This is a genomic window from Bacillus sp. NPDC093026 (assembly GCF_044754665.1).
GTDB lineage: Bacteria > Bacillota > Bacilli > Bacillales > Bacillaceae > Bacillus > Bacillus maqinnsis.
On record NZ_JBIVPN010000001.1, the window covers coordinates 1 to 17,172 of the forward strand.

At 39.2% G+C, this 17,172-nt stretch carries 14 protein-coding genes and 3 pseudogenes; 13 read left to right on the forward strand and 4 right to left on the reverse strand.

The features are described 5' to 3' along the window. Positions 1-113 (reverse strand): annotated as a pseudogene (locus ACIQCE_RS00005) (IS3 family transposase); the annotation flags it as partial. A gap of 357 nt (positions 114-470) precedes the next feature. Between ACIQCE_RS00005 and ACIQCE_RS00010 the strand changes: the two are divergent. The 3 genes and pseudogenes from ACIQCE_RS00010 to ACIQCE_RS00020 all read left to right on the forward strand — a co-directional run. Beyond that, positions 471-668, forward strand: a pseudogene (locus ACIQCE_RS00010) (hypothetical protein); the annotation flags it as partial. 16 nt (positions 669-684) lie between these two features. Then, entirely contained in the window at positions 685-2,277 is a 1,593-nt protein-coding gene (locus tag ACIQCE_RS00015) for a ribonuclease YeeF family protein (RefSeq protein ID WP_400493808.1), read from the forward strand. Between the two features lie 21 nt (positions 2,278-2,298). Next, complete coding sequence (locus ACIQCE_RS00020; protein ID WP_400493080.1) at positions 2,299-2,616, forward strand: hypothetical protein; 318 nt, start codon at positions 2,299-2,301, stop codon at positions 2,614-2,616. Between the two features lie 436 nt (positions 2,617-3,052). On the opposite strand, the pseudogene ACIQCE_RS00025 reads toward ACIQCE_RS00020, so the two are convergent. From ACIQCE_RS00025 to metA, 3 genes and pseudogenes are all read right to left on the reverse strand, one after another. Further along, a pseudogene (locus tag ACIQCE_RS00025) lies at positions 3,053-4,249 on the reverse strand (IS3 family transposase). Positions 4,250-4,349: 100 nt separating this feature from the next. After that, positions 4,350-5,501 (reverse strand): diglucosyl diacylglycerol synthase, encoded by a 1,152-nt coding sequence (locus ACIQCE_RS00030; RefSeq protein WP_400493081.1) that lies wholly within the window; start codon positions 5,499-5,501, stop codon positions 4,350-4,352. 226 nt (positions 5,502-5,727) lie between these two features. Continuing rightward, entirely contained in the window at positions 5,728-6,636 is a 909-nt protein-coding gene (gene metA, locus ACIQCE_RS00035; protein ID WP_400493082.1) for a homoserine O-acetyltransferase MetA, read from the reverse strand. Positions 6,637-6,773: 137 nt separating this feature from the next. Here metA and ACIQCE_RS00040 point away from each other — a divergent pair, with 137 nt between their 5' ends. The 10 genes from ACIQCE_RS00040 (at position 6,774) to folA (ending at position 17,161) form a co-directional block, all read left to right on the forward strand. Beyond that, positions 6,774-8,456 (forward strand): formate--tetrahydrofolate ligase, encoded by a 1,683-nt coding sequence (locus ACIQCE_RS00040; protein WP_400493083.1) that lies wholly within the window; start codon positions 6,774-6,776, stop codon positions 8,454-8,456. Positions 8,457-8,527: 71 nt separating this feature from the next. Next, positions 8,528-9,010: a glutathione peroxidase gene (locus tag ACIQCE_RS00045; protein WP_400493084.1), complete on the forward strand. Its 483-nt coding sequence runs from the start codon at positions 8,528-8,530 to the stop codon at positions 9,008-9,010. Positions 9,011-9,568: 558 nt separating this feature from the next. Next, entirely contained in the window at positions 9,569-10,705 is a 1,137-nt protein-coding gene (locus ACIQCE_RS00050) for a conserved virulence factor C family protein (protein WP_400493085.1), read from the forward strand. 301 nt (positions 10,706-11,006) lie between these two features. Continuing rightward, positions 11,007-12,683 carry a dihydroxy-acid dehydratase gene (ilvD, locus tag ACIQCE_RS00055; protein WP_400493086.1) on the forward strand — a complete coding sequence of 559 codons (1,677 nt, stop codon included), beginning with the start codon at positions 11,007-11,009 and terminating at the stop codon, positions 12,681-12,683. An 81-nt stretch (positions 12,684-12,764) separates the two neighbouring features. After that, positions 12,765-13,199, forward strand: a complete 435-nt coding sequence (locus ACIQCE_RS00060; protein WP_400493087.1) for a BrxA/BrxB family bacilliredoxin — start codon at positions 12,765-12,767, stop codon at positions 13,197-13,199. A gap of 260 nt (positions 13,200-13,459) precedes the next feature. Continuing rightward, complete coding sequence (locus tag ACIQCE_RS00065) at positions 13,460-14,245, forward strand: class I SAM-dependent methyltransferase (protein ID WP_400493088.1); 786 nt, start codon at positions 13,460-13,462, stop codon at positions 14,243-14,245. A gap of 364 nt (positions 14,246-14,609) precedes the next feature. Next, entirely contained in the window at positions 14,610-15,227 is a 618-nt protein-coding gene (locus ACIQCE_RS00070; RefSeq protein WP_400493089.1) for a YpjP family protein, read from the forward strand. A gap of 18 nt (positions 15,228-15,245) precedes the next feature. Continuing rightward, positions 15,246-15,773, forward strand: coding sequence for a phosphatidylglycerophosphatase A family protein (locus ACIQCE_RS00075; protein ID WP_400493090.1), 528 nt, complete (start codon positions 15,246-15,248; stop codon positions 15,771-15,773). A 108-nt stretch (positions 15,774-15,881) separates the two neighbouring features. Further along, positions 15,882-16,676: a thymidylate synthase gene (locus ACIQCE_RS00080; RefSeq protein WP_400493091.1), complete on the forward strand. Its 795-nt coding sequence runs from the start codon at positions 15,882-15,884 to the stop codon at positions 16,674-16,676. After that, positions 16,673-17,161: a type 3 dihydrofolate reductase gene (folA, locus tag ACIQCE_RS00085; RefSeq protein ID WP_353855486.1), complete on the forward strand. Its 489-nt coding sequence runs from the start codon at positions 16,673-16,675 to the stop codon at positions 17,159-17,161. The genes ACIQCE_RS00080 and folA overlap by 4 nt, the downstream gene beginning before the upstream one ends. Positions 17,162-17,172: the final 11 nt, after the last annotated feature.

The window sequence follows — 17,172 nt, forward strand, 5'->3', positions numbered from 1 at the left end:
TTTTTTCGAATGATAGATTGGATGTTCATCTCTTTCATCAACCTGTAGACACGCTTATGGTTGATGTGAAATCCTTCTTTCTTTAAAGCGATTGTCACCCGAGGATAGCCATAGAAGGGACGTGAATGATGAATGGCCATGATGTGTTCTTTTGAGATTTGTTCTTTCAGTTGCCGTTCCATTCGAATCCTTTGATTCTTACACCATTTATAGTACCCAGATCTTGATACTTTGGCGATACAGACGAGCCATGTTAACGGAAAAAAGCTCTTTAATTCGTGAACAGCCTCAAACCGCACATTCTTTAAAATCCGTCCTCTCCGTGTAGATTTGAATAACGCTTTTTTAAGTATTCAACCTGTGCCTTTAAATAATCTCTTTCTTCTTCCACACTTTTAAACATTAACTTAGGACGTCCACTAATTGGTATTTGAGGTATCCTTAAAAATTGGTTTTAAACCCCCAGAGGCTATGTAAGGAATCACCATGAAAACACAGGAAAATTACAGCTTGTGAACAAACAAATTCACAAGAAAACAGGACATAAATATATATATCTACATTTAATCTTTCACAGCACTCGTATGATTCCGAGTGCTGTTTTTGTATCTTTCTCCCTATTTAATGACAAGTTTTGTATTGGTAAAATTGTCCTTATCAATGAATAGGAGGGAGTGACTTCTTCTGGGGAAAATACTTGATGCCAAAGCACTAACAAGCGCTATGGAAGAAAGAGCGAATCACTATCAGGAACTCCGAGAACAAATGATAGATTTAAAAAAGGCATTACAAGGTGTAGCCAATCTCGGTGATGATTTCACGGGAAAAGGTGCCGACAATATTAAAAGTTTTTATCAAGAACTAGCAGGAAATGTGGATATGCTTACTAGCTTTATAGATAAACAAAAAGCCTTTCACGAAGGTGTTGCGGGTACACTTGAGGATGCCAATCTTGGCGGTGATACTTTTATTGATGAACACTTTCTAGAAAATCAGGTGGAGATGGGGTTAAAAAACGCCAAAAGTATTGTATCTGATCAAAAGAAGGCACTAGAAACCATTTTTCAGGACATAGATGATCTCATCTCCCTTGATGTGTTTGATGATCACATCTTTCATGAAAAGATAACGGATGCCGAAGACGAACGGAAAAAGACCGTAAACGATTTAAACGAATTAGACCAACATCTAAAAGATGAATATGCTTTGTCAGAGACTGAAGAGCAGGCTACAATGGCATTGTACGCCGAAATGATGAATGCGACAAATGACGGAAAAACCATTTCACCGATCAATTTTGATAAGAAAGCATATCAAAATAGTGAAATCTACAAGGCAAAAAGCGATATTGAGAAGCAAACTGATGAATATCTCAAAATCAAAAAAGAACAAGAAGAAGCCCGCAAGATTGCGAAAGAACAAGAAGCGCTCGCTAACCGTCCTTGGTATGAAAAAGCCCTCAATTATGGGGGAAATATCGTCAATGAACTAACAGGTGTGAATGATGCAAAACGTGCCGCAACGGGTATTGATCCAATAACAGGCGAAAAGCTCACCGCAGGACAGCGAGTCGCCGCAGGGGGAATGGCAGCGGCAGGCTACATCCCAATCGTCGGCTGGGCAGGGCGCATTTTCAAAGGCGGAAAGGCTGTCTATAAAACCACCAAAGCCACATCAGCCGCAGTACGAGCAGTCGACATTTACAAAACGTCACAGAAGTCTTTTAATGCGCTGAAAACATCTCAAAAAGGCTTATATGGTCTCACCGCCGCCAACGGCTTCAGCGAAGCCATTACGGGTAGAGATATGTTTGGGAATAAAATCTCGAAAGAACAGCAGGAAGCGAGTATGAATGCGGCGCTGGGGATGCTTTTGCCGTTTGGGGTGAGAGGGTTTCATGGTAAAATGGGGATTAAGGGTAAGGATGAAATTGGTTGGAATATGTCAAAAGGCGGGGGAGAAATAAATGGAAGAAAGTATTCTCAGCATGCTTTGGAAAGAATGGCACCTGATATTCCTGAAGTAAAAGCTACTTTAACAAGTAGAGTAATTAAAAAAGCTGAAGAATTAGGATTTAAGCCACAAACAAAAGAATTTAGTGATTTCATCAAAAAATATGTTGATCCAAGAAATATTCCACCTTCAGTTATTGAAGACGCTATAATGAATATGAAAAAGATACCTGGTAATAGAAGCGGAACGTTTGTTCATGAAACACTGGATGTCAAAGTAATTATAAATGAAGCAGGCGATGTTATCACAGTTATACCGAAATAATTAATAAAAGGATGAATACGAATGTTTATAAAGTATGATGAATATGATCTATTAGAACTTTTTCAAAGTGAGCCGGTGAGTATAACAGGCAATATAGATGATGGAGAATTAATTTATACTTACAAAGATGACCAAAATTTCAAGGTGATTTTAACTTTAGATGTATATAAGCAAACGAGTAGTCTAAGTATTACATTTAATGATTCTATAATATTTACAGGTGATTTTAATAATGTAACAAGTATAAAAAAAGATGACAAAGCTATGGTAATGAATGTGGGCGAAGAAGAGAGGCTAAAAGTTAAATTTTATAAACAAGTTGGAGTGGAGTTACTTTAAAATAGCCTTATTGTATTAGAAAGAAATATAAAACAATTATGACATTCTCTCAGATAAATCAGTAGGTGAAGTAGTTGATACTTCTAAATATAATGTTATTTTTATCATACCTTGACTGGCTATATGCCTTTCAAGGTTTTTTGTTTATTTGGCTTTAAGCCGAGAAAAAAACGATAAAAAGAATCATTTCCCTCAAATTTAAGCAATTCACTATCATTTATGTATATATTCCTCCAATCTATATAAAGAAAAAGAACCGCAGAGGGTTCTATTAATTTTTGAATCTGTTTAAAAGCATATCGTATTTTCCAACTTGCTTGGAAAGGTAATCAATGTCTTTTGTAATTATCACTTGTTTGTTGATCAATTTTCTTAAGGAGAACGATTACATCCTCGTTGTCAGCATCTCTAGACGCTGCTCAATATTATCAAGACGCTATTCAACCGAATCATAAGCTGCCAGTGTGTGACGGTATTCTACTGGAGCACACTGGTTTAATTTTTTCTTGAATCGATCGTGATTATAGAATTGAATATAATCTTCTATGCTGTTATGAAGCTCTTCTTCCGTTTGACACGAAGAAAAGTAAGTGTTCTCTGTTTTGAGATGAGAGAAAAATGATTCGATACAGGCATTATCCAGGCAGTTTCCCCTTCGGGAATGACTGCCTTTCAGACCAACGTTTTCAAGTCGCCTTTGATATGCTTTTTTTGTGTATTGGAATCCTTGATCTGAATGAAGGACAGCTCCTTTGACATCCCGCTGGGATGTCATAATGTCTTCATGACCAGTTCAAGATCATTTCGTTTTGACAGTTTCCATGCGACGATTTCATTGTTATATAGGTCTTGTATAGCTGAAAGATAATAGAAGCGAGGCTGGCAAGCAATATAGATAATATCAGTCACATATAGCTGATTGTATTGATTGGTTTTAAATTTTCGGTTTCATCTGTTTGGATGGACAACTGAAGCTTGTCTTGCGAAATACCGCCGTTTTTTTCGAATGATAGATTGGATGTTCATCTCTTTCATCAACCTGTAGACACGCTTATGGTTGATGTGAAATCCTTCTTTCTTTAAAGCGATTGTCACCCGAGGATAGCCATAGAAGGGACGTGAATGATGAATGGTCATGATGTGTTCTTTTAAGATTTGTTCTTTCAGTTGCCGTTCCATTCGAATCCTTTGATTCTTCCGCCATTTATAGTACCCAGATCTTGATACTTTGGCGATACAGACGAGCCATGTTAACGGAAAAAAGCTCTTTAATTCGTGAACAGCCTCAAACCGCACATTCTTTAAAATCCGTCCTCTCCGTGTAGATTTGGATAACGCTTTTTTAAGTACTCTACCTGTGCCTTTAAATAATCTCTTTCTTCTTCCACAATTTAAACATTAACTTAGGACGTCCACTAAAAGGATTTTCTGACTTTGTATGTTTTCCTCTTTGATCTTCAAAAGATTGCTCCTCACGATATTTTCTGACCCAACTTTTTAACTGAGTGGAACTTCGGAGACCTAATTCTTCAGATAATGAGCGATAGCTTCCATTTCCTTCTTCATACATTTTGACAGCTTTCATCTTAAATTCTTTCGTATAGTGTTGAAAATGTTGTCCTTTTCTCGCCATAAAAAATCCCCTCCAAGTATAGTGTAACAGCCAAGATGTGTTCTTGGGCTTTTTACACTGTCTATTTAGAGGGGATAATAGCATGATACGGACGTCTTTTTTAAGATAATGCACGAGCATACGATTGATTGCTGGTGATCAGATCTGATTGTTCAACGATATCTTTTAAAATGGTTTGAGAAGATTTTTTTAAATGCAGTTTTTTCATGTTTTGTTTCATTGTTTCTAATGTTTCTTCATCTTGTAGCAAGTGTGATACGGATTCTAAAATGTCTTCATGTCTGTTAATGACAATAGCAGCGCCATGATCTTCAAAGAAAAGGGCATTTTCTTTTTCTTGTCCAGGAACAGGTTTATAAAGAATCACTGGGACACCAATTGCTGTCGCTTCTGTTAGTGTTATACCACCTGGTTTTGTAATCATACAGTCTGTTACTCTGAACAATTCATCAATTTGTTCCACATATCCAAACGCCTTTAACTGATCAGGGTGTGCTTGTTCCAGATCGCTAAGCGAGTGTTTTAGCGCTGCATTTTTTCCGCATACAACAACAATTTGCACTTCACTATTAAGAAGTAACGCTTCACATAGTTCCTTGACATTTTTCAGTACACCGTGAGCACCAGCCATAATCAGAAGGACTTTTTTACTTGATGATAATCCATATTTTTTATAAATCATCGATTTTGGCACGTCTTCTTCAAATTGTGGTCTAATAGGAATGCCTGTCACCTTGACATCGCTTGGATGTGTGCCGATTTCCACTAGTTTTTGCTTCACATAATCGGTTGCAACATAGTACCTGTCAATGTTTTCGTGTACCCAAATCTTGTGAAGACAGAAGTCTGTCATGACATTAAATGTCGGAATGACTTTGCCTGTTTTGTTTCGGTATTCTGGTACAACAATCATCGGGAATGTAATAATGATGATGTCAGGGTTGTGTAATTGAATTAATTCGTCGAGACGCTTATTTCCCATCTTTAAGTAAATGTTAAATTTGCGTTTATTATAAATTTTATCTACACCGTAATAAAACAAGCGATAAAATTGTTTCCCAATGGAGAAGCTCTTCAAGTACAAATATTGAGTCACTTCTGACACAATGGGATTTGATTCTTGATACAAATTAGAAACTGTTACATGTTCAAATCCTTGTGATTTGCATTCATCATACAGCGTTTTGGCTACTTGCATATGTCCATTTCCATAATTTGCGGTCAAGATTAATATTTTTTTATTGGTATTCAAGAATATTCACCTCAAATGTAATCAACAACAACAAAACTTCGTACGAAAAACTAGCAATTTCGGTCTATATATACATAAAGATAACATATAAACAGACAGAGCAGATCATTCGTTACGAAAGAATTAAACTAATTTTAAAAAACACAAACAGGCTAATTGATATGGAAGACAGAGCCATTTGTATTTTAACACATTTTGAACATTTATCATCAGACTACAGTCTACTTTATTCCCAAACGTATGGTGTTTCCTGATAAACATAATAATTAAGCCAATTCATAAAGAGTAAAGTCGCATGGGCTTTCCATCGATTCACTGGTACTAGCTTGTCACCATCTTCTCTAAAATAGTGGAGTGGTTTCTTGACTTTATCATGTTTCAACAAGTCTCTTTCATATTCCTGCTTCAATGTGTCTGTATCGTATTCAGGGTGTCCAGTTAAAAATACTTGTTTATCATCATCTGAAACAATTAAACAAACACCGGCCTCTTCGGACATGCTCAATATTTTTAGGTTCGGTGTATTTTTTAATTGTTCTGTATTAATATCTGTATGCCTAGAATGTGGGACATAGTATATTTCATCGAAACCTCTGACTAATCTTTCTTTTTTCTCTTTGACAATATGTTCAAAAACGCCAAATTTTTTCTCGGGAAGCTTGATTTTTTCTATACCATAATGGTGATATAAACCTGCCTGTGCACCCCAGCATATATGAAGGGTAGATGTCACATTGGTTTTACTCCAGTCTAATATGTTCTGCAGCTCTTTCCAATAGGAGACTTCTTCAAAAGGCAAATGTTCAATTGGTGCACCGGTGATAATCATTCCATCAAACTTTTTATGGCGAATCGATTCAAAGGACGTATAAAATTCATCTAGATGCTCTCTTGATGTGTTCTTCGGTGTATGTGTATTTGGAATCAAAAACGTAAAGTACACTTGTAGCGGAGAATTACCAAGCATTCTCAGCAGTTGCGTTTCAGTTTGTATTTTTTTTGGCATTAAATTTAAGATCACGATATTCAAAGGACGGATATCTTGCTTGAATGCCCTTGTCTCATCCATGACGAAAATATTTTCGCTCTCTAGTATCTGTTTTGCCGGCAGATGAATTGGAATATTAATAGGCAACTCGCCACCCCCTGAACCAAAGCTAATTTCATTTCATTATAGGAACTTTCTGGCGATATTTCAATGTTTCAATTATGTTACAATGAAAAATAGAGCAAAAACCCACCTGTTTCTGTAAAAAAGGAGGTCTTGTATTAATGATCACTAAGCATTTATCGGATATTGACATTGCCCAAAAAGCAAAGCTAAAACCCATTCAAGACATCGCAGCAAAGTTACAAATACATGACGAAGAATTAGAATGCTATGGTTTCACCAAAGCGAAAATATCTTTGACTATTTTTGATCGTTTAAAAGAACAAAAAGAAGGAAATGTGATTCTTGTCACCTCTATTAACCCTACCCCAGCAGGTGAAGGGAAATCAACCGTGACTGTCGGTTTAGGTCAGGCTTTCGAAAAAATTGGGAAAAAAGCCATCATTGCGATGAGAGAGCCGTCACTAGGTCCTACGATGGGCATTAAAGGCGGCGCTGCAGGGGGCGGATATTCTCAAGTACTACCGATGGAAGAAATTAATTTGCATTTCACTGGTGACTTTCATGCGATTTCATCAGCTCATAATGCCTTATCCGCTTTTATTGATAACCATATCCATCACGGAAATGAACTTGGCATCGACACGCGCCGAATAGTGTGGAAACGAGTGCTCGATTTAAATGACCGTGCTTTAAGGCAGGTTGTTGTAGGACTTGGCGGACAACTAAATGGATACCCTAGAGAAGATGGATTTGATATCACCGTTGCTTCTGAAATGATGGCGATCCTCTGCTTGGCTGAAAATTTAAAGGATCTAAAAAAACGTCTTGCCTCTATCGTTGTAGCCTATAATCAAAAGGGAGATCCAGTAACAGTTGGCGCACTTGGCTATGAAGGAGTTCTGACATTACTATTAAAAGATGCACTCAAACCAAACCTTGTTCAAACCATTGAAGGAACTCCTGCTTTAGTCCATGGCGGTCCGTTTGCCAATATTGCACATGGCTGCAATAGTTTAATTGCGACAAAAATGGCGGCGAAACTAGCAGATTATGTTGTGACAGAAGCTGGGTTTGGTGCTGACCTTGGTGCGGAAAAATTTCTGCACATTAAAACAAGGGCAGCAGATTTCAAACCGAGTGCAGTAGTTATCGTTGCGACTGTAAGAGCATTGAAAATGCACGGGGGAATACAAAAAAATCAACTTCAAGAAAAGAATGCAAATGCAGTATTAGATGGTATACATAATTTAGAGAAACACATTGAAACGGTCCAAGCATTTGGTCTCCCCTATATCGTTGCAGTGAATCGTTTTATCACAGATTCAAAAGAAGAGATTCAAACGATAGAGAATTGGTGCAAGGTGCATGGTCATCCAGTAAAAGCAGTCAATGTGTGGGAAGAAGGCGGTTCCGGCGGGACAGCACTTGCAGAGGAGCTCACCAAACTCATTGAAAACGATAAGAATAACTTTACCTATTTGTATAAAGAGAAAGATTCAATTGAAGAAAAACTATCTAAAGTGGCTGAGGTGGTCTATGGAGCAGATGGTATCAAACTTACAGCAAAAGCGAGAAAACAGCTTGTAGAAATTGAGAAAAACGGCTGGTCTCATTTGCCTGTTTGTATGGCAAAAACGCAATATTCTCTTTCAGATGACCCCGCTTTAATTGGCAGACCAAAAGGATTTACAATTACAATTCGTGAATTAAAACCATCTGTAGGTGCAGGATTTATTGTGGCTCTAACAGGTAGTATTCTAACAATGCCTGGTCTACCTAAAAAACCTGCGGCGCTTGAGATGGATTTATTGGAAGACGGCAGTGTCACAGGACTCTTTTAGGAAGCATAATAAGCGATTTTCTAAATAAAGCATGATACGATAATAAAAAGTGAATCCTAGGAGGCTATGAGATGTCAATTTATGATATTCAGGTCAAGACCATTAATGGTCAGGAAAAATCAATGGCAGATTACAAAGGAAAAGTGCTCATCATTGTCAATACTGCTAGTAAATGTGGATTAACGCCACAATTTAAACAATTACAAGAGTTATATGATCAATATCATGAAAGAGGCCTTGAAATTTTAGGATTTCCATGCAACCAATTCATGAACCAAGAGCCTGAAGGTGAAGAAGCCATTCAAGAATTTTGTTCACTTCATTACGGCGTAACCTTTCCAATGTTTGCTAAAGTTGATGTAAACGGGGATGACGCCCATCCACTTTTCAAGTACTTAACCAGTCATGCAAAAGGTGTACTCGGCACAAAAGCAGTCAAATGGAATTTTACAAAATTTATCGTCGACCAAAATGGAAAAGTAACCGAACGTTTCTCTCCAAAAACACCGCCAAAAGAATTGGAAAGCTCCATCATGGCACTATTGGCCAAATAACATGTAACAAGAACAATTGGAGGCGGCTGCCTCCTTTGTTTCAGACAGGCTGATGTTTGTTCGGACTGGACACGATGCCGGCTCGTATAGAACGGGTGCGCAGGCTGATGTCAACATATCAAGACAGCAAGGCAGCTCTCTTTTTATCAATGAAATGGTAGCCATTGTTCATGACATGATTGATGAAAAGCTTTCAAACGTATTGAAGCTTTCAAAAAAAAACAGCTTTTAGATCAGTTGCTTTTGTGGGAAGTGGACCAACGAGACATACTTGATATAGAGGACATTGTTTCAATCATGTCTTTTTGCGTACTTATATACATTGCTGAGGACATTAGAAGGCGCAATTGTTCAAGATGTGGATAGGCTGGATGCCATTGGAGCGTGCGGGCCTTGCAAGATGGAAGATAAACTGCTCAAATGAAAAGACATGATAAACACAAAAACGGGCAGGCAGCTTGCTGATGAGCGGCATGAATTCATGTCATTCATACGTGGAAAAAAGAATGCGACCTTACAGATGAGTAGGGTCTTTATGTGTGTAAGGAGGATGTAGATATGAAAATCTCAGCAATAGAACCGACGCCAAGTCCTAATACAATGAAGGTCATCTTGACAGAAGCACTTGCCGGCGGAAAAAGCAATAATTATAAAAAAGATCAAAAAGACGCAGCGCCAGAGATGATCAAACGCATTTTAGACATTGAGGGTGTAAAGGGGGTCTATCACGTTGCTGACTTCTTAGCAGTCGAACGAAATGCAAAGTACGACTGGAAGGGGATTTTACAGCAGGTAAGAGAAGCCTTTGGTCAAGAAGCGGAAGGCCTTCAAGAAGGTAAGCACACAGAGGATGACACTTTTGGTGAAGTCAAAGTCTTTGTCCAAATGTTCAACGGTATCCCCATGCAAGTCAAACTAACAGACGGTGATAAAGAAGAACGGTTCGGGATGCCTGAACGCTTTCAAACGGCTATCTTAAAATTGAGAAGCAGTTCAGATAATGTCGTATTTGAACGTGTGTGGAAAGAACACGGTGTCCGTTTTGGAGAATTTGCTGATATAGGACAGGAAGTCACAGATGAGCTTCAAGCAGCTTATGATGACGAACGTCTAGCTCGTCTAACAGAGGCGGTCAAGGAAGGGAAAGCGGCTGTCGACAGACAAATGAAGCGTCAAGCATATGAAGTAACAGAAGAGATGCTTCATGAGGAAGACTGGAAAAAGCGTTTTGCCCATTTAGAACAAATGCAGCCAAAAAAAGAGGATTTACCTATTTTAATGAAAGCAATGGACGATCCGAAAACATCCATTCGCAGACAAGCAGTTGTCAATGCAGGAATGATTGAAGATCCTGCAATCCTTCCCATTTTATATAAAGGATTGCAAGACAAAACGGTGACTGTCCGCAGAACAGCAGGAGATTGCATTTCTGATCTTGGCGATCCTAGTGCAATTGAAGCTATGGTGGCAGCCTTAAAGGACCCAAGTAAGCTTGTTCGCTGGCGTGCAGCGATGTTTCTTTATGAAGAAGGTGACGAAACAGCGCTTGAAGCGCTAAAAGAAGCAGAGCAGGACCCTGAGTTTGAAGTCAGCCTTCAAGTAAAAATGGCCATTGAACGAATTGAGCTTGGTGAAGAAGCAAAAGGCTCTGTTTGGAAGCAAATGACGGAAAGTAGAAGACATACTACAGAATAGTATCAAATGAAGACCGGCTGCCAGAGAGAGGCAGCTTGTTTTTTAATTGAGAGGATCATTCTTTTAGAAAAATATTTTGAATATTGTTGAAATATATAAAAAAACTCTATATAGTAGTACCAATATAGAATATTGGAGGTCAGTTTTTATGACACGATACTTGCTGAATCGTCGCTTCAGCAATAATCATGGTCATCTGTAATAAACAGATGGTCAAATAAACAGAAAATTTATAAAATATAATCAACTCAAAATAATACGGTCAACGAGAGACTTGTAGTATAGGAGGCTTTTTAAACAGATGGCAGAACTACGCAGCAATATGATTAAAAAGGGGATTGACAGAGCACCTCACCGAAGCTTACTAAGAGCAGCTGGGGTAAAGGATGAGGATTTCGGTAAGCCGTTTATTGCGGTATGTAATTCCTATATTGATATTGTCCCAGGACATGTCCATCTTCAGGAATTTGGGAAAATTGTAAAAGAAGCCATTCGTGAAGCTGGCGGGGTACCATTTGAATTCAATACGATTGGTGTTGATGATGGAATTGCAATGGGACATATTGGTATGAGATATTCTTTGCCAAGTCGTGAAATCATTGCTGACTCTGTAGAGACCGTTGTATCTGCTCACTGGTTTGATGGAATGGTTTGTATCCCTAACTGTGACAAAATCACACCGGGAATGATGATGGCTGCCATGCGCGTCAACATTCCGACTATATTTGTTAGCGGTGGACCGATGGAAGCGGGAAGAACAAGTGATGGAAGAAAAATTTCACTTTCTTCCGTATTTGAAGGAGTTGGCGCTTACCAATCGGGTAAAATCAATGAAGCTGAATTAAACGAATTAGAGCAATTTGGCTGTCCGACATGTGGATCTTGTTCTGGTATGTTTACAGCAAACTCAATGAACTGTTTAGCAGAAGCTCTTGGCATCGCCCTTCCTGGTAATGGAACGATTTTGGCTACATCACCAGAACGTAGAGAATTTGCTAAGAAGTCAGCGAAACAACTAATGGAGCTGATTAAAAAAGATATTAAACCACGTGATATTGTCACCGAAAAAGCCATTGATAACGCATTTGCATTAGATATGGCATTAGGAGGTTCCACAAACACAGTTCTTCATACACTGGCGATCGCAAATGAAGCGGGCGTTGAATACTCATTAGAGCGTATTAATGAAGTAGCGGAGCGTGTACCGCATTTATCTAAACTGGCACCAGCATCAGATGTTTATATTGAAGACTTGCATGAAGCAGGAGGCGTCAGCGCTGCATTAAATGAATTGTCCAAAAAAGAGGGAGCGCTTCATTTAGATACAATGACAGTCACAGGGAAGACGTTAGGTGAGAACATTGCGGGCCATGAAGTGAAGGACTATAACGTCATTTATCCAATTGATAAGCCCTTTACTGAAAAAGGGGGTTTAGCCGTTTTATTTGGAAATCTTGCGCCTGATGGCGCGATTATTAAAACAGGCGGGGTACAGGACGGAATCACACGTCATGAAGGACCTGCCATTGTGTTTGAATCTCAAGAAGAAGCCCTTGAGGGAATCATTAACCGAAAAGTAGAAGCAGGACATGTTGTGATTATTCGTTATGAAGGGCCTAAAGGCGGACCAGGCATGCCTGAAATGCTTGCACCTACTTCCCAAATTGTTGGGATGGGACTTGGTCCGAAGGTTGCCTTAATTACAGACGGTCGTTTTTCTGGAGCTTCCAGAGGATTATCCATTGGACATGTTTCACCAGAGGCGGCAGAGGGTGGTCCACTAGCTTTTGTTGAAAATGGTGATCATGTTGTTGTTGATATCGAACAGCGTATTTTAAGCGTCGATGTTCCAAAAGAAGAATGGGAAAGACGAAAAGCGAACTGGAAAGGCTTTGAGCCAAAAGTGAAGACTGGTTACCTTGCAAGATACTCAAAACTTGTGACATCAGCTAATACAGGCGGAATTATGAAAATCTAACACAAAACCGAACATTTGAAAAATGGTTCTCTCTATAGTATCCTTATTCACAAGATAAGGTTGATAGAGGGGGCTTTTTTTATGTCAATGGCATATGAAGAATACATGCGTCAGCTCGTCGTACCAATGCGTCAAGAGCTCACACATGCAGGGTTTCAAGAATTAACGACAGAAGAAGAGGTAGAACAAGCAATGCAAGGTGCGGAAGGGACGACATTTGTAGTTGTTAATTCTGTATGCGGATGTGCGGCCGGTTTAGCACGACCTGCCGCAACTCAGGCTGTGATGCAAGCGGAAAAAAAGCCAGATCGCATCGTGACCGTTTTTGCCGGTCAAGACCGAGAAGCAACGGCGAAAATGAGAGAATACTTCACAGGTGAGGAGCCATCATCTCCGTCTATGGCCCTTCTGAAAGGGAATGAACTTGTTCACTTTATCCCGCGTGACGAAATTGAAGGTCATGAAATGGAAGATATCATGAAGAATGTATTATCTGCATTTGAAAAGCATTGTTAATCTGAGTTTGAAATGCCCTGTCATCAGGGCGCTTCAGATTGTTGACGAAGGGCGAAAATGGTTTTTATTTTTGCCCTTTGTCATTTTTTCAGCGTGAATTGAAAAACCTTGAAGTCTTGGAAGATCGAGCTATTTATGCGGAGCGAATGTATGATTCGTGAGCACCGACGCACAGGTCTGACAAGGAATGCGAGGGTTAGTCTAGTCGCTGAAATGCCCTGTCATCAGGGTGTTTTTCTTGAAAATAATGGAGGAACGGCATGCTCATTACAACAAGCTTTAGAGCAAATGAAGAAACGATCAAAACAGCAAAAAAATTGGCAGACAAATTACATGGTGAGTATGTAGAACGGCGTAAACAATCGGTACGTCAGCTTGCAAAAATCCGCGGAGAAGTATTGGTTGTAGGAAAAGAAAGATTTGAATGGTATCAGCCAAATGGAGAAAAATTTTTCTTTCATCCTAGTTCAGCTATGTTTAGGGTGAAACGCATCTTGCGTGGCGAAAAAGATCCATTAATAGAAGCGGCGGATTTACAGCTTGGAGATTCTTTTTTAGATTGCACGTTAGGATTAGGGGCTGACGCCATTACTGCAAGCTGTGCCACAGGCCCTAATGGAAATGTCGTTGGAATTGAAAAAAACCCAATCACTGCATTACTTGTGCATGAAGGGTTAAAAACATGGGAGACGGGTGTAATAGAAGCTGATGAAGCGTTGAAACGAATATCTGTCATAAGCGGAGATAGCATAGAGCAATTAAAGAAGCTCCCTGATCGTTCATTTGATGTCGTGTACTTTGATCCAATGTTCGAGGAAACGATTCAAGAATCTTCGAGTATTGCACGGCTTCGCCATGTGGCAGAGCACAGATTTCATCATGAAATAGCTATCAAAGAAGCGATGAGAGTTGCGAGAAAAAGAGTCGTATTAAAAGACCACTGGAAAAGCACGCGATTTAAAGCGAAATCCTATCAATTCCAAGTGATCAAAAGAAAAACAGCTCAATTTCATTACGGATATATAACGATCGAAGATAAAGAATAGCCCTTTGTCATCTTGAAAAACCCTTGAAGTCTAGGAAGGATGAGCTCCTTGTGCGGAGCGAATGTAATGATTCGTGAGCACCAGCGCGCAGGCCTGACAACGAATGCGAGGGTTTGTCTACACGCTGATAGCCCTGAGAGTAAGGGCTTTTAATCTGTGATCTCCATATAGACAAAATAAAATAAAGTCAGCAAGGAAGCCGTGATGAAAAAGATTTCAATCATATCCATTCCTCCCAATTTTAGTCATCATTACTGTCATTGTAAACGTTTTATTCTGAAAAAGAAAGTCTCAAATTGAATGACTGAAAATTTAATATATGCTAGAATAACAGTATGATAACCTATGGAAGGAATTAGATATCATGAAAATGTGGATGAGAAAAACGCTTGTTGCTCTCTTTACGATTGCAACATTTGGGTTAGTCTCTCCTCCAGCGGCTTTAATGACAGACAAGCCATCTGCACTTTCTTCAGGTGAAAAGTCACCCTACACGGCTGTTTATGAAAAATCAGATGAGGTACGTACTTGGGAACTGAAGCAAAAAGACAACACTGAACCGGTAGATCCCTTTGAGCAATATAAGCAAGAGGTTCTATCAAATGCAGAAAACCAGTCTTTTCTCAAATTCGGCCATAAAATTACACCTGTCATTGAGGACGAGTATAGAGAAGAGATTCAACCAAAGATTGAACAAGTGTTAACCGACTTTTTAACGAATTTCAAAGATGATGAACAATTTCAAGATGTTGTTTTAACAGATCAACCTTCCAGCGGAAAAGGCGAAAAAATTTTTCACATCTATAACAAGAAGACCGGAGAGGATTTGCTTCGCTTCCATGTCAGAAGAGATCAGCCGCCTCATAGCGGATATTGGTTTAACTTTCATTACCATACAGCAGAAGATGGATTCCAGACGCATCATGAACTCGGTAATATTTACTGGGACAAAAACACCCCGCCGAGCTGGATGAGCCACTAGAAGGAGATGTCATGCCAATTGAAAAAGTATACAATGAACGAAATGGTTCGCATTACAAAACAAATGTTAAACGAACGAGGAGTAAAGATTGAAGATATCGCACACATTGTGCTAAAGCTTCAAGAAAAATATAATCCGAATCTTCCACTTAGTGTCTGCATAGAAAATGTTGAAAAAGTGCTGAACAAGCGAGAAATTGTCCACGCAGTTTTGACAGGGCTTGCTCTTGATCAACTGGCAGAAAAAAAACTTTTGCCAGAGCCTTTACAGCACTTAGTTGAAACAGATGAGCCGCTATATGGAATTGACGAGATTATCCCACTTTCCATTGTGAACGTATATGGATCAATCGGTTTGACCAACTTCGGCTATTTAGATAAAGAAAAATTCGGCATCATTCGAGAATTAGATGAAGGACGTCCTGGGGAAGTGCATACTTTCCTAGATGACCTTGTTGCTGCTCTTGCAGCAGCAGCAGCAAGCCGCATTGCTCACTCTCACCAAGATATTAAGGATGAAGAGCAGGATCGAGTGAATCAAATGTAAACGAAAAACATGTCTGCTTTTCACATGAAGCAGGCATGTTTTTTTTGTTTCAAGAAAAGCGGAAATAAGGTAAACTACAACAAGAACATAAATAAAGGATGAAAAAAAATGAAACAATACAAAGAGTTGTGTCGTCATGTATTACAACATGGGGAAAAAAAAGGTGATAGAACAGGTACAGGTACAATAAGTACGTTCGGTTACCAAATGAGATTTGATTTACAGGAAGGGTTTCCTCTATTGACAACGAAGAAATTGCATCTGAAATCAATCATTCATGAGTTGCTGTGGTTTTTAAAAGGTGATACAAATGTCAAATATCTTCAAGAGAATGGCGTTCGCATTTGGAACGAATGGGCAGATGAAAATGGAGAACTAGGGCGCGTGTATGGTGCTCAGTGGAGATCATGGCGCAGTGCGGACGGGAAGACAGTGGATCAGATCAGTCAGCTTATCCATGATATTGAGCATAACCCGAATTCAAGAAGACTGATCGTCAGTGCTTGGAATCCGGGAGAAATTGATCAAATGGCTCTACCACCATGTCATTGCCTGTTTCAATTCTATGTGTCAGACGGAAAATTATCTTGTCAGCTTTATCAAAGATCGGCCGACATCTTTTTAGGAGTGCCATTTAATATCGCTTCATATGCACTGCTAACGATGATGATTGCCAAAGTGACCAACCTTGAGCCGGGAGAGTTCATCCATACACTTGGCGATGCTCATATTTATCAAAATCATCTTCCACAGGTGAAAATGCAGCTAGAGCGCAAGGAACGCACGCTTCCTAAGCTTCGCATCACAAGGGATGTAAAGAGCATTTTTGATTTTACGTTTGATGATTTTGTGCTTGAGAACTATGATCCACATCCGCATATCAAAGGAGAAGTCAGTGTATGATTTCCATGATTGTGGCGACAGGAAAAGATAGAGTCATTGGTCAAGATAACCAAATGCCGTGGCATTTACCTGCTGATCTAGCCTATTTTAAAAAAGTGACAGACGGGCATACCATTGTCATGGGCAGGAAAACATTTGAATCCATTGGACGAGCACTGCCTAACCGCCGAAACATAGTATTAACCAAAAGTCCTTCTTTTCAAGCCAAAGGATGTGAAGTTATCCATTCAATTGCGGACATTTTAACGATAGGGAAAAATGAACAAGAATTATTTATCATTGGCGGGTCAAAACTATATGAAGAAATGATGCCATATGCGGATCGTCTTTATATTACGCACATTCATCATTTTTTTGAAGGTGACCGCTACTTCCCTCATTACGATGAAGACGAATGGACGATTGTGTCACGCGAAAAAGGTCACAGTGACGAAAAGAACCCCTACAATTACGAATTTGTCATTTATGACAGAAAAGAAGGATAAATGAGTAGGAG

Coding starts and splice junctions, on each gene's coding strand:
- ACIQCE_RS00020 (WP_400493080.1), top strand. CDS start 2,299: ATGTTTATAAAGTATGATGAATATGATCTATTAGAACTTTTTCAAAGT.
- ACIQCE_RS00040 (WP_400493083.1), top strand. CDS start 6,774: ATGATCACTAAGCATTTATCGGATATTGACATTGCCCAAAAAGCAAAG.
- ACIQCE_RS00045 (WP_400493084.1), top strand. CDS start 8,528: ATGTCAATTTATGATATTCAGGTCAAGACCATTAATGGTCAGGAAAAA.
- ACIQCE_RS00050 (WP_400493085.1), top strand. CDS start 9,569: ATGAAAATCTCAGCAATAGAACCGACGCCAAGTCCTAATACAATGAAG.
- ilvD (WP_400493086.1), top strand. CDS start 11,007: ATGGCAGAACTACGCAGCAATATGATTAAAAAGGGGATTGACAGAGCA.
- ACIQCE_RS00060 (WP_400493087.1), top strand. CDS start 12,765: ATGTCAATGGCATATGAAGAATACATGCGTCAGCTCGTCGTACCAATG.
- ACIQCE_RS00065 (WP_400493088.1), top strand. CDS start 13,460: ATGCTCATTACAACAAGCTTTAGAGCAAATGAAGAAACGATCAAAACA.
- ACIQCE_RS00070 (WP_400493089.1), top strand. CDS start 14,610: ATGAAAATGTGGATGAGAAAAACGCTTGTTGCTCTCTTTACGATTGCA.
- ACIQCE_RS00080 (WP_400493091.1), top strand. CDS start 15,882: ATGAAACAATACAAAGAGTTGTGTCGTCATGTATTACAACATGGGGAA.
- folA (WP_353855486.1), top strand. CDS start 16,673: ATGATTTCCATGATTGTGGCGACAGGAAAAGATAGAGTCATTGGTCAA.